Source organism: Croceibacterium soli (assembly GCF_009828065.1).
GTDB classification, from domain to species: Bacteria; Pseudomonadota; Alphaproteobacteria; order Sphingomonadales; family Sphingomonadaceae; genus Croceibacterium_B; species Croceibacterium_B soli.
Window position 1 is genome coordinate 25,259 of the sequence record NZ_WTYK01000011.1, and the last position, 11,948, is coordinate 37,206.

The 11,948-nt window shown below is 67.0% G+C and carries 12 protein-coding genes; 5 read left to right on the forward strand and 7 right to left on the reverse strand.

Annotated elements, in window-relative coordinates:
* Positions 1 to 11 precede the first annotated feature (11 nt).
* The 5 genes from GRI75_RS14130 to dnaK all read right to left on the reverse strand — a co-directional run bounded on the left by GRI75_RS14130 (position 12) and on the right by dnaK (position 5,550).
* Positions 12 to 446 carry an iron-sulfur cluster assembly scaffold protein gene (locus GRI75_RS14130; protein WP_160747650.1) on the reverse strand — a complete coding sequence of 145 codons (435 nt, stop codon included), beginning with the start codon at positions 444 to 446 and terminating at the stop codon, positions 12 to 14.
* A complete protein-coding gene (locus tag GRI75_RS14135; protein ID WP_160747651.1) occupies positions 447 to 977 on the reverse strand; it encodes a CvpA family protein in 531 nt (176 codons plus the stop codon).
* Positions 978 to 986: 9 nt separating this feature from the next.
* On the reverse strand, positions 987 to 2,354 hold the full coding sequence (radA, locus tag GRI75_RS14140; protein ID WP_160747652.1) for a DNA repair protein RadA: 1,368 nt from the start codon (positions 2,352 to 2,354) through the stop codon (positions 987 to 989).
* A 56-nt stretch (positions 2,355 to 2,410) separates the two neighbouring features.
* Positions 2,411 to 3,535, reverse strand: coding sequence for a molecular chaperone DnaJ (gene dnaJ / locus GRI75_RS14145; RefSeq protein WP_160747653.1), 1,125 nt, complete (start codon positions 3,533 to 3,535; stop codon positions 2,411 to 2,413).
* Between the two features lie 80 nt (positions 3,536 to 3,615).
* Positions 3,616 to 5,550, reverse strand: a complete 1,935-nt coding sequence (gene dnaK / locus GRI75_RS14150) for a molecular chaperone DnaK (RefSeq protein ID WP_160747654.1) — start codon at positions 5,548 to 5,550, stop codon at positions 3,616 to 3,618.
* 167 nt (positions 5,551 to 5,717) lie between these two features.
* Between dnaK and GRI75_RS14155 the strand changes: the two genes are divergently transcribed.
* The 3 genes from GRI75_RS14155 to GRI75_RS14165 all read left to right on the forward strand — a co-directional run bounded on the left by GRI75_RS14155 (position 5,718) and on the right by GRI75_RS14165 (position 7,964).
* A complete protein-coding gene (locus GRI75_RS14155) occupies positions 5,718 to 6,200 on the forward strand; it encodes a copper chaperone PCu(A)C (protein WP_160747655.1) in 483 nt (160 codons plus the stop codon).
* 8 nt (positions 6,201 to 6,208) lie between these two features.
* Positions 6,209 to 6,727 (forward strand): vgr related protein, encoded by a 519-nt coding sequence (locus GRI75_RS14160; RefSeq protein WP_160747656.1) that lies wholly within the window; start codon positions 6,209 to 6,211, stop codon positions 6,725 to 6,727.
* 76 nt (positions 6,728 to 6,803) lie between these two features.
* On the forward strand, positions 6,804 to 7,964 hold the full coding sequence (locus tag GRI75_RS14165; RefSeq protein ID WP_160747657.1) for a PrnB family protein: 1,161 nt from the start codon (positions 6,804 to 6,806) through the stop codon (positions 7,962 to 7,964).
* A gap of 350 nt (positions 7,965 to 8,314) precedes the next feature.
* On the opposite strand, the gene GRI75_RS14170 is transcribed toward GRI75_RS14165, so the two are convergent.
* Positions 8,315 to 8,896: a nucleotide exchange factor GrpE gene (locus GRI75_RS14170; RefSeq protein ID WP_160747658.1), complete on the reverse strand. Its 582-nt coding sequence runs from the start codon at positions 8,894 to 8,896 to the stop codon at positions 8,315 to 8,317.
* 9 nt (positions 8,897 to 8,905) lie between these two features.
* Entirely contained in the window at positions 8,906 to 9,949 is a 1,044-nt protein-coding gene (hrcA, locus tag GRI75_RS14175) for a heat-inducible transcriptional repressor HrcA (RefSeq protein ID WP_160747659.1), read from the reverse strand.
* A gap of 181 nt (positions 9,950 to 10,130) precedes the next feature.
* Here hrcA and rph point away from each other — a divergent pair, with 181 nt between their 5' ends.
* Both rph and rdgB read left to right on the forward strand, forming a co-directional pair.
* Positions 10,131 to 10,844 carry a ribonuclease PH gene (gene rph, locus GRI75_RS14180; protein WP_160747660.1) on the forward strand — a complete coding sequence of 238 codons (714 nt, stop codon included), beginning with the start codon at positions 10,131 to 10,133 and terminating at the stop codon, positions 10,842 to 10,844.
* Between the two features lie 33 nt (positions 10,845 to 10,877).
* A complete protein-coding gene (gene rdgB / locus GRI75_RS14185) occupies positions 10,878 to 11,504 on the forward strand; it encodes an RdgB/HAM1 family non-canonical purine NTP pyrophosphatase (RefSeq protein ID WP_160747661.1) in 627 nt (208 codons plus the stop codon).
* The last annotated feature ends 444 nt before the right edge of the window (positions 11,505 to 11,948 follow it).

An 11,948-nucleotide genomic window follows, 5' to 3' on the forward strand; every position in this document is an offset into this window, starting at 1 on the left:
TGCTGCGCGGATTAGCGGGAGGGGTGGGCGCTGGAAAGGGCCTCGCGCGCGGCCGCCCACGGAAGCAGCATCGCGCCGTGGCGGCCGGGGAAGTCCCGGGCGGCCGCGATGGCGGACAAGCCTGGCCAGTCCGGCATGTCGCCAGTGCCGGTAAGCCAGGCCGCTAGTGCGGCATGAGTGGCCTCGATCGCCGCGAGGTCGCGGCCAGTCGCCGCGCGGGCAAAGATCGCCGCCGCCGCCTGGCCTACGGCACAGGCGCGGACCTGCAGGCCGAGGCGCTCGATCCCCCCGTCGGCGCCGGTGGCGATGTCCGCGCGCAGCGTGCTGCCGCAGCTTTTGGAGCGGGCTTCGCCGTGCAGCGGCAGGCCCGGGTCCGGCGGAAACTCGGCCAGAGCGACCGCGAGGCCGAGCAACTCGGGCGTGTAGAGCTTTTCGGCGGCAGCCACTCAGGCCTCCGCCGGCGTCACCGCCTCTTCCTGGCGCAGCCGTTCGCGGCGCATCTCGATCAGCTGGACGAGCGCTTCGGAGCCGGCATTGACGAAAGCATAAGTCCGCGCATTGCGAATCCAGGTCGGGCGCCCGTCCGGACCCCAGATCGTGTCGTACCCGAGCACCAGAAGGGAGAAGGCGATGACCACGACGATCACGCCCTTCACCGCACCGAACCCGAAGCCGAGCACCCGGTCGATCGGCCCGATTACGGAGCTTCGCGAGGCCTTCCCGATCCGTCCGGCGATCAGCTTCACGATCCCGTAGGGGATCAGCAGCAGCAGCGCGAAGGCGAGCACGGCCGCGCCCGAAGGCGTGCCGATGTATTCGTTGAGCGCCGCGGTGAAATCGGTGTGCAGGAAACGGATCGCGGCGATCGCCAGGACCCACGCGGCGAGCGAAAGCACTTCCTGCACGAACCCGCGCGCGAACCCCCCGACCGCGGCGACGCCCACGATCACCAGAACGATAATGTCGAACCCCGTCATCGCCGTAAACTATGCGCCCGCCATAATCCGGTCAACGAGCTTCGGCAGGCGGTCCATTCCGCCGTAGCGCAAGCCGCGCGGCACATCGCCGATATCGTCGGGCCCGCAGGCCTGTTCGAACCCCAGCTTGGCCGTTTCGCGCAGGCGCAGCCCGGCGTGGGCGACCGGGCGGACTTCGCCGGCCAGCGAGACTTCGCCGAAGAACGCGCTGCGCAGCGGCAGCGGCTTATCCGCCAGGGCGGAAATCAGCGCCGCCGCCACAGCCAGGTCCGCCGCCGGATCGGTCAGGCGGTAGCCCCCAGAAACGTTGAGATAGACTTCGGCGGCGGAGAAGTTGAGCCCGCAGCGGGATTCGAGCACCGCCAGCAGCATCGCCAGGCGCCCGCTGTCCCACCCTACGACCGCCCGGCGCGGCGTGGCGCCCGATTGCAGCCGCACGATCAGCGCCTGGACTTCGACCAGCACCGGCCGCGTGCCTTCCAGCGCCGGGAACACCGCGCTGCCCGCCACCGGATGCTCGCGCCCGGTGAGGAACAGCGAGGAGGGGTTGGGCACTTCCTCCAGCCCCTGCCCGGCCATCGCGAACACGCCGATCTCGTCGACGGCGCCGAAGCGGTTCTTGAGCGCGCGAAGGATGCGATACTGGTGGCTGCGCTCCCCTTCGAAGCTCATCACCACGTCGACCATGTGCTCCAGCACGCGCGGCCCGGCGATACTGCCGTCCTTGGTCACGTGGCCGACCAGCACCAGCGCGCAGCCGCTTTCCTTGGCGTAGCGGATCAGCTCGAACGCACAGCCGCGCACCTGGCTGACCGTGCCGGGAGCGCCCTCGATCGTGTCCGAATGCATCGTCTGGATCGAATCGATCACCAGCAGGCTCGGCGAAGCGCCCCGCCCCAGCGTCGTCAGGATGTCGCGCACGGAAGTGGCCGAAGCGAGCCGGATCGGCGCCTTGGCATAGCCGAGCCGCTCCGCCCGCAGGCGGACCTGACCTGCCGCCTCCTCCCCGCTGACATAGACCACGTCCGCACCGCCCGCCGCGAGCTTGGCCGAAGCCTGGAGCAGCAGCGTGGACTTGCCGATGCCCGGATCGCCGCCCATCAGGATCGCTGCGCCGGGTACCAGGCCTCCGCCGAGCGCGCGGTCGAACTCCGCCAGTCCGGTCGAGCGGCGCTGGAGCGTCTCGCCCGGAGCGTCGAGCTTGACGAACTCGATCGCCCGCCCGCCGGCGGAAAGATCGTGCTTCAGCGAGAAGACGCTAGCCGGCGTATCCTCCACCAGCGTGTTCCACTCGGCACAGTCGCCGCACTGGCCCTGCCAGCGGTGCGAAACCCCGCCGCAGGCCTGACAGACGTAGCGTCGCTTGGTCTTTGACATGAGCGAGGCTTATTCGGAACGAACAGAGAACGCAAGGGCGGCGCGCGGGCCGCCGCTCACTCGGTCAGGTCGGACCAGACGTTCTTCAGCTTGGCCAGGAAACCCGCGCTTTGCGGGCATTCCTCGCCCGTCTCGGTCTCGCGGAACTCGCACAGCAGTTCCTTCTGCCGCGCCGTCAGTCTAGTCGGGGTCTCGACCATGATCTCGGTCACGAGGTCGCCGCGCCCGCGCCCTTGCAGCACCGGCATGCCGGCGCCGCGCTTGCGGAGCTGCTTGCCCGTCTGGATCCCGGGCGGGATGTCGATCGTGTGGCGCTCCCCGTCGAGACCGGGGATCTCGATCGTCCCGCCGAGGGCGGCGGTGGTGAAGCTGATCGGCACACGGGTGAACAGAGTCGTGCCCTCGCGCTCGAACACGTCGTGCGGGCGGACGTGGATGAAGATGTAGAGGTCCCCCGGAGGGGCGCCCATCGGGCCGGCTTCGCCTTTGCCCGACAGACGGATCCGCGTGCCGGTGTCGACACCGGGCGGAATGTCGACTTCGAGCGTCTGCACACGGTCGACGCGCCCTTCCCCGCGGCAGTTCTGACATGGCTGCTCGAGCACTTCCCCCCGGCCGCCGCAGTTGTGGCACGGCTTTTCGATAACGAAGAAGCCCTGCTGCGCGCGGATTTTGCCGTGGCCGCGGCACAGCGCGCACATGCGCTTGCCGGTGCCGGGCTGGGCGCCGCTGCCCTGGCAGGGGTCGCAGGCGACGGAGACTTCGACCTGGATCTCGGCATGCTTGCCGTCGTACGCGTCCTCCAGACCGATCTGCATGTCATAGCGCAAGTCCGCGCCGCGGCGGGCCCGCTGGCGCGCGCCGCCGCCCCCGAAGGAGTTGCCGAAGATCGTTTCGAAGATATCGCCGAGATCGGCGAAGTCGGCGCCCTGCCCGGCGCCGCCGCCGTTCTGGAACGCCGCATGGCCGTAGCGGTCGTAAGCGGCCCGCTTCTGCGGGTCCTTCAGGCAGTCGTAGGCGGCGCTGATCGCCTTGAACTTGGCCTCGTTGTCCTTGCACCCCCCGTTGCGATCCGGGTGGTGCTGCATCGCCAGCTTGCGATAGGCGGCCTTGATCGTGCGGTCGTCCGCCGTGCGGTCGACCCCGAGCAGTTCGTAATAATCGATTTCCGTCGCAGACATAATTCAGAGACCCCGCCCCTCAAACCTAGCCGCCACCGGGGCGGAATGCACCGGTGACGGCATAGGCTTCCACAAGGCGATCAGCCCTTGTTGTCTTCGTCGACTTCGGAGAACTCGGCGTCGACGACTTCCTCGCCGCCGGCTTCCGACCCGGCGGCCGCGCCGTCGGTGGCATTCTCCGCGGAACCGGCCGAAGCCTGTTCCTGCTGGTAGATCTGCTGCCCCAGCTTCATCGCCAGTTCGGTCAAGGCCTGGCTCTTGGACTTGATCGCCTCGACATCGCCGCTTTCGATGGCGGTCTTCGCTTCGGCGATCGCAGTCTCGATCTCGCCCTTGAGACCGGCGTCGATCTTGCCGCCATGCTCTTCGAGCTGCTTCTCGGTCGCGTGGACCAGGCTGTCGGCGTTGTTCTTCACCTCGGCGGCTTCACGCCGCTTCTTGTCCTCTTCGGCGAACTTCTCGGCATCGCGGACCATCTGGTCGATGTCGGTGTCGGACAGGCCGCCCGAAGCCTGGATGCGGATCTGCTGTTCCTTGCCGGTGCCCTTGTCGCGGGCGCTGACGTTGACGATACCGTTGGCGTCGATGTCGAACGTGACTTCGATCTGCGGCACGCCGCGCGGGGCCGAAGGAATCCCGACGAGGTCGAACTGGCCGAGCATCTTGTTGTCGGCCGCCATCTCGCGCTCGCCCTGGAACACGCGGATGGTGACCGCCTGCTGGTTGTCCTCGGCGGTCGAGTAGACCTGCGTCTTCTTGGTCGGGATCGTCGTGTTGCGATCAATCATGCGGGTGAACACGCCGCCGAGCGTCTCGATGCCGAGCGACAGCGGGGTCACGTCGAGCAGCAGCACGTCCTTGACGTCGCCCTGCAGCACGCCGGCCTGGATCGCGGCACCCATGGCGACGACTTCGTCAGGGTTGACGCCGGTGTGCGGCTTTTTGCCGAAGAACTCCTCGACCACTTCGCGGACCTTGGGCATGCGGGTCATCCCGCCGACGAGAACGACCTCGTCCACGCCGCCCTTGTCCATGCCGGCATCGGCCAGCGCCTTCTTGCACGGCTCCAGCGTACGCTTGATCAGGTCGCCGACGAGCTGCTCGAGCTTCGAGCGGGTCAGCGTTTCGACCAGGTGCAGCGGGGTGGAGCTGCCGCCTTCCATGCGCGCGGTGATGAAGGGCAGGTTTACTTCGGTGCTCTGCGAACTGGACAGCTCGATCTTGGCCTTCTCGGCCGCTTCCTTGAGCCGCTGCAGCGCAAGCTTGTCCTTGCGCAGGTCCATGTTCTCTTTCTTCTCGAACTGGTCAGCGAGATACTCGACGATGGCCTGATCGAAGTCCTCGCCGCCGAGGAAGGTGTCGCCGTTGGTCGACTTCACTTCGAACACGCCGTCACCGATCTCCAGGATCGAGATGTCGAACGTGCCGCCGCCGAGGTCGTAGACCGCGATCGTCTTGCCGTCTTCCTTGTCGAGGCCATAGGCGAGCGCGGCCGCGGTCGGCTCGTTGATGATGCGCAGCACTTCGAGGCCCGCGATCTGGCCGGCGTCCTTGGTCGCCTGGCGCTGCGCGTCGTTGAAGTACGCCGGAACGGTGATGACCGCCTGGGTCACGCTCTCGCCCAGATAGCTCTCGGCGGTTTCCTTCATCTTCTGCAGGATGAAGGCGGAAACCTGGCTCGGCGAATAGTCCTCGCCACCGGCCTCGACCCAAGCGTCGCCGTTCTTGCCCTTGACGATGTCATAGGGGACGAGATCCATGTCCTTCTTGGTCATCGGATCGTCGAACCGGCGCCCGATCAGGCGCTTGATGGCGAACAGCGTGTTGTCCGGATTGGTGACCGCCTGGCGCTTGGCCGGCTGGCCGATCAGGCGCTCCCCGTCTTTGGTGAACGCGACGATCGAAGGCGTGGTACGCGCGCCTTCGGAATTCTCGACGACCTTGGGCTTGCCCCCATCCATGACAGCCACGCAGCTGTTGGTGGTGCCGAGGTCGATACCGATAACTTTGGCCATGGTTTCCCCAGTTCCTCTTTTGCGTTTGGACGCCGCACGGTCGGCTCCCCGTCCATGGCGAAGCGCGTCGGCAGCTCTGTTGACGGGGGCGATATAGGTGCGGTTTCGCTTGGCACAAGGGATGCGGCGGGCTAGAAAATCCGCCACTCAGGAGGGGAGAAAATCATATGAAAATCGCCTTTTTTCCAGCCATCGCGCTGGCCGTCGGCACGCTTGGCCTGTCTGCTTGCGGGGAGGAAGCGCAGGCTCCCGCGGAAGCCGCGACGAATTCGCCCGCGGGCGTTGCCGTTGCCGACGGGCGGCTCGTGCTGCCGGCGGTGAAGGGAAATCCCGGCGCGATCTACTTCAGCGTCAGCAACGATTCCGACAGCCCGGTGACGATCCGCAACGCTTCCCTGGAAGGCGCCGGCAGCGCCATGATCCACCAGATGAGCACCGCGGACGGCCAGGCGAGCATGAACGAGGTCATGCAGGTCGACGTGCCGGCCAATGGCCAGCTGGAGTTCAAGCCGGGCGACCTGCACGTGATGGCGATGGAGCTCGACGAGACGCTCGCAGCCGGCGGGACCGCCGACGTGACCCTGCACTTCGCCCGCGGCGACAAAGTGACTTTCCCTGCGCAGATCCTCGCGGCGGGCGACGAACGCTAATCCGGGGAATGGTGCCCGAACCTCAAGCCGGCGCCACCTGCCCCGTCGGTGGGGAGCGCCGGCTGACCGGGGGCGAGATCGCCCTCGCCCGCAGCGTGTTCGGCGATGCGATCGACTACGCCAGAGTCACGATCCGCCGCCGCAAGTGGTTCCCGTTCCAGCCGCGGCGGGTGACGATGGCCCCGCGCGGGCACATCCACTTCCATCCGCTCGCCTCGCATTACTGCGACGACTTCTCGCAAGCCTCGCTCGTTCGGGCGGGTCTGTTCATCCACGAAATGACCCATGTCTGGCAGACGCAGACCCGTGGCGACTTGTACCTGCTGCTCCATCGCCATCCGTTCTGCAGCTACGACTACAGCCTCAAGCCCGGCTGGCGGCTGGAGCGCTACGGCATCGAACAGCAGGCGGAGATCGTCCGCCACGCGTTCCTGTTGCGCAACGGGGTCAGGCTGCCCGGCGCCGCCGATCCTGCCGATTATGACCTGCTGGTCGATTTCCCCGGCGCCTCGCTCCGCAAGGCTTGAGCTGATCGGTTACACTTGATACCAATTGCATTGCATCCGGGCGGCCCAACCCGCGCCCGGCCACGGGTCCCGCCCAATGCAGCTTTCCGATTACGGCATGTCGCGCGAGCGCGGCTTCCTTTCGCCCTACGAAATCGACGCAGTCGCCCTCCCCGCTCAGTTCGACGAAGTGAAGCAGGCGGCGGGCAATCTTTCCGGCCTGCTCACCACCGGGCGCATCCGCCACTGGCTCGGCCAGCTCGCCGATCCCGGGATCGAGGAGTGGGCCCGCGAGGCGGCCGAGCAGGAAGTCCGCACCGCGATGGTTCACTACAGCTTCCTGGTGCAAGCCTATGTCTGGGGAGAGCCGGAGCCGCCGGCCTTTCTGCCGGCCAATCTGTCCCGCCCGATCGTCGCCATTGCCGATCGGCTCGGCCAGGCGCCGCTGCTGCCCTACTCCGCTTATGTGCTCGACAACTGGTACCGGCTCGACAAGGCCGGGCCGATCGATTTGTCGAACATCGCCATGTTCCAGAACTTCCTCGGCGGCGCGGACGAGAACTGGTTCGTGCTGGTCCATGTCGCCATCGAGGCCGAAGCCGGCGTGTTGCTCGACAACGCCGTGAAACTGGTTGCGGCCTCCAGCCAGCGCGATGCCGCCGAGGCCGAACGCCTGCTGGTCGAAATGGACCAGGCGTGGGAGCGGATCTACGGCCACTTCGGCCGCATGCCGGAGCGCTGCGATCCCTACATCTATTTCCACCGCGTGCGGCCCTACATCCACGGCTGGGCCAACAACCCGGCGCTCGGAGAAGGCCTCGTCTACGAAGGTGTCGACCGCTTCGAAGGACGGCCGCAGGCCTATCGCGGACAGACCGGCTCGCAGAGCTCGATCGTCCCGGCAATGGACGCGCTGTTCGGCGTCGGCCACAGCGACGATCCGCTGAAGCGCTTCCTCGACGAACTGCACCACTACCGCCCCGTACCGCACCGCCGCTTCATCGAAGATCTCGGAGCGCACTCGACCTTGCGCGCGTTCGTCACCGGCTCCGGCTCATCCAGCCTGAAAGCCGCCTTCAACGCCTGCCTCGAACAGGTCGCCCGCTTCCGCACCCGCCACCTCGAATACGCGGCGAGCTACATCAACAAGCAGGCCGGCTCGATCAAAGGCAACGACCCCGACGTCGGCACCGGCGGCACGCCCTTCATGAAGTACCTGAAGAAACACCGCGACGAGAACCGCGCGCAGATCGTGTGACGGGGCAGCGCCAGCGTCCTTCGACAGGCTCAGGACGAACGGATTGGGATTGGGCGGTATCTCCGCTCTTTACCCTCACCCGTTCTACCCGCACCCTTTCTACTCTCACCCCGTTCGTGGTGAGCTTGTCGAACCACGCGAGGCGCGCGCCAAGGTCTCCGGCAACAAGCGGCCCGGTCTCGCCCACCAGCGGCCTCTGCGCGCACTGCCCGATGGACCCTGAACCAAGTTCAGGGTGACGAGGGTCATATCACTCATCGTCATGCTGAACTCGTTTCAGCACCCATCTCGCCGCCTGGACCGGTCGCCGGGGATGGGCACGAGCGTACCCCAAACGACGAACCCGCCCCCTACTCCGGCTTCTTCGCCACCGCGACCATCGCGGGCCGCAGCAGGCGTTCGCGGATCATGTAGCCTGCCTGCATCTCCTGCACGATCGTGCCCGGCTCGGCATCGTCGGTCGGCATTTCGAGCATGGCCTGGTGCTGGTTGGGATCGAGCGGCAGGCCGACCGCGGCGATCCGCGTGATGCCGTGCTGCGTGAACACCTTGTCGAGCTCGCGCTGGGTAGCCTGGATGCCGGCGACGAGGCCCTTGAACTTGCTGTCCTCCCGCAGGTCCTCCGGAATCGCCTCGATGGCGCGGGACAGGTTATCGGCGATCGAGAGCACGTCACGGGCGAAGCCGGTCACGGCGTAAGTGCGCGCGTCAGCCACGTCCTTGTCGGCCCGGCGGCGCACGTTCTGCGCATCGGCCTTGGCGTAGAGCACGTCCTGCTTCGCTGCGGCGAGCTCTTCGGTCAGGCGGGCGATCTCTTCGCTGGCGGCGGAGTCCTGGTTCTCCGGCATCGACTCCTCGTCGATCAGGTCCTCCGGCACGCCCTTCAATTCTTCTTCGACCGCGGCGTCGCGCGACTTGTCTTCGTTGATCATGGAACCCTGCTATCCGATTAGCTTGCCCAGGGAACGGGCTGTGAAATCCACCATGGGAACGACGCGCGCGTAATTCAACCGCGTCGGGCCGATCACCCCCAGCACTCCGACCACCCGGCCTTCCCGGTCGCGGTAGGGCGCGGCGATGACCGAGGAGCCCGACAGCGCGAACAGCCTGTTCTCGCTGCCGATGAAGATGCGCATGGCTTCGGCTTCCCGCGCCGAATCGAGCAGTTCGGCGACCGACTGCTTGTTCTCCAGGTCGTCTATCAGCGAGCGGACCCGCTCGATATCGCCGAGCGTGCTTTCGTCCAGCAGGTTCGCTTGGCCACGCACGATCAGCACCGGGCGCTTGGTGGCGTCCTCGCTCCACACCGCCAGCCCGCGCTCCACCAAGTCCCGGCTCGCCTCGTCGAGCTGCGAACGGCCGGCCATGATCTCGGCGCGCATGGCATGGGCGGCCTCTGCCAGGGTCCGCCCGGCAAGGTGCGCGGTGATGAAATTGCTCGCCTGCTCCAGCCCGCCGGGGGCGATCGTGGCACCAAGCTCGACAACCCGGTTCTCGACCTGCCCGTCCTGCCCCACGAGCACCGCCAGGGCGCGGTGGGCGGACAGCGGGATCAGGCTCATCTGCGCAAGCCGCGGCTCCCGGCGCGGCACCATGACCATTCCGGCGGCTCCGGATATGTCCGAAAGAAGCGCGCTGACCGTCTCCAGCGCCTGCTCGATCGGGCCGGGTTCGGTCAGGCGCCGTTCGATCGCCGCACGCTCCTGCGCCGTCGGCTCCGACACCTGCATCATCCCGTCGACGAACAGCCGCAGGCCGGTCTCGGTCGGCATGCGGCCGGCGCTGGTGTGCGGCGCGGCCAGGAGGCCGAGCGATTCGAGCTCCGCCAGGACCGAGCGAATCGAGGCCGGCGAAAGGTCCAGCCCGCCCTCCCCGGCCAGGGTTTTTGAGCCGACCGGTTGCCCGCTCGTGAGATAGCCTTCCACCACCAGGCGGAAGATCTCCCGTGCGCGGTTGTTCAACTCGGTCACCGGTGGCGTGGACATGCGGCTCATCTATTCTTTTCGTGGCGGCAATCAAACGCCGTTCGCGCGAACTGTGTCCGAAACGAAGCTCGCCGTTGCCGAACCGGCGGTTTTCCCTCTACGGCGGCCTTAACGAACAACGGCGGTTCGGCCACGCGACCGCAAGGGTCGGGCGAACGGCCCCCAAACCAAGGATCTACCCATGCGTCCATCCGGCCGCGCGCCTGACGAAATGCGCGTCATCGATATCCAGACTGGCTTCACCAAGCATGCCGAAGGCTCCTGCCTCGTCAGCTTCGGTGACACCCGCGTCCTCGTCACCGCCACCGTCGAAGAGCGCGTGCCGCCATGGCTTCGCGGCAAGGGCCAGGGCTGGGTCACGGCCGAGTACTCGATGCTCCCCCGCGCCACCCACACCCGCGGCCAGCGCGAGGCCGCCAAGGGCAAGCAGAGCGGGCGTACGCAGGAAATCCAGCGGCTCATCGGCCGCTCCTTGCGCGCGGTGACAAACATGGAGAAGCTCGGCGAGCGCCAGATCGTGCTCGACTGCGACGTGATCCAGGCCGACGGCGGCACGCGCACCGCAGCGATCTCCGGCGCCTGGGTCGCCCTGCGCCTGGCGGTCAACAAGCTGATGGCCGACGGCAAGATCGCCGTCGACCCGATCGAAAGCAAAGTCGGAGCGATCTCCTGCGGCATCTATCAGGGCACCCCGGTCCTGGACCTCGACTATATCGAGGACTCGGGCGCCGACGCCGATGCCAATTTCGTGCTGCTCGAAGGCGGCAAGATCGCCGAGGTCCAGGCCACCGCGGAAGGCGCGACTTACGACGAGGAAGGCCTGCTGCGCCTTCTGCGCCTCGCCCGCATCGGCTGCGACCGGATCTTCGCCGCGCAAGACGAGGCGGTTAAGTAGCGTCCGCAGGCGCGGGCGAACGGAGATGGAAGAATGACGCGTAGGCTCGGTTCCGGGAAGCTGGTCATTGCCACGCACAACGCGGGCAAGCTGAAGGAAATCTCGGCCCTGCTGGCGCCGCACGGGCTGGACTGCATCTCGGCCGGATCGCTCGGCTTGCCCGAGCCGGCCGAGACCGGCCGCACGTTCGTGGACAATGCGTTGATCAAGGCGCGGGCCGCCGCCGAAGCTTCTGGTCTGGTCGCGCTGGCTGACGACAGCGGCCTCTCAGTCGCGGCGCTCGGCGGCCGGCCGGGGGTCTACACCGCCGACTGGGCCGAGCGGCAGTGGTTCGAAGGCGAGCCCGGCCGCGACTGGTTCATGGCGATGGGCAAAGTCGAAGGGATGCTGCAGGCCCAAGGGCCAGATACGCCGCGCGATGCGTGGTTCTCGTGCGTGCTCGCCCTCGCCTGGCCGGATGGCGAGACGGCGGTCTACGAAGGCCGCGCCGACGGCATGCTCACCTGGCCGCCACGCGGAACGCTGGGCTTCGGCTACGATCCGGTGTTCGTGCCCGCGGGCCGTAGCGAGACGTTCGCCGAGATCGATCCGCAGGAAAAGCACCGCATCAGCCACCGCGCCGATGCTTTCGCCAAGCTGGTCGCCGACCAGTTCGGCTAATCGAGGCGGCGCCCGCGCCCAGCTCCGTTCGTACTGCCCTATCGAAGGACGCGAGGTTCGCGCCGTCGTGGTTCGACAAGCTCACCACGAACGGATGTGGTATTTCATTCACTGCTCCGGAGTAGCCACCCCCACCCCGTTCGTCCTGCCCTATCGAAAGACGCGAGGTTCGCGCCGTCGTGGTTCGACAAGCTCACCACGAACGGATGCGGGATTTCATTCACCGCTCCGGTGTAGCCACCCCCACCCCGCTCGTCCTGAGCCTGTCGAAGGACGCGAGGTTCGCGCCATCGTGGTTCGACAAGCTCACCACGAACGGATGTGGTATTTCGTTCACCGCTCCGGCGTAGCTACCCCCACCCCGTTCGTCCTGAGCCTGTCGAAGGACGAGAGGCGCGCGCCATCGTGGTTCGACAAGCTCACCACGAACGGATGTGGTATTTC

Excerpts from the sequence above, each read along its gene's own strand:
- GRI75_RS14135 (WP_160747651.1), bottom strand. The coding sequence starts at position 977 with ATGACGGGGTTCGACATTATCGTTCTGGTGATCGTGGGCGTCGCCGCG.
- radA (WP_160747652.1), bottom strand. The coding sequence starts at position 2,354 with ATGTCAAAGACCAAGCGACGCTACGTCTGTCAGGCCTGCGGCGGGGTT.
- dnaJ (WP_160747653.1), bottom strand. The coding sequence starts at position 3,535 with ATGTCTGCGACGGAAATCGATTATTACGAACTGCTCGGGGTCGACCGC.
- dnaK (WP_160747654.1), bottom strand. The coding sequence starts at position 5,550 with ATGGCCAAAGTTATCGGTATCGACCTCGGCACCACCAACAGCTGCGTG.
- GRI75_RS14155 (WP_160747655.1), top strand. The coding sequence starts at position 5,718 with ATGAAAATCGCCTTTTTTCCAGCCATCGCGCTGGCCGTCGGCACGCTT.
- GRI75_RS14160 (WP_160747656.1), top strand. The coding sequence starts at position 6,209 with ATGGTGCCCGAACCTCAAGCCGGCGCCACCTGCCCCGTCGGTGGGGAG.
- GRI75_RS14165 (WP_160747657.1), top strand. The coding sequence starts at position 6,804 with ATGCAGCTTTCCGATTACGGCATGTCGCGCGAGCGCGGCTTCCTTTCG.
- GRI75_RS14170 (WP_160747658.1), bottom strand. The coding sequence starts at position 8,896 with ATGATCAACGAAGACAAGTCGCGCGACGCCGCGGTCGAAGAAGAATTG.
- hrcA (WP_160747659.1), bottom strand. The coding sequence starts at position 9,949 with ATGTCCACGCCACCGGTGACCGAGTTGAACAACCGCGCACGGGAGATC.
- rph (WP_160747660.1), top strand. The coding sequence starts at position 10,131 with ATGCGTCCATCCGGCCGCGCGCCTGACGAAATGCGCGTCATCGATATC.
- rdgB (WP_160747661.1), top strand. The coding sequence starts at position 10,878 with ATGACGCGTAGGCTCGGTTCCGGGAAGCTGGTCATTGCCACGCACAAC.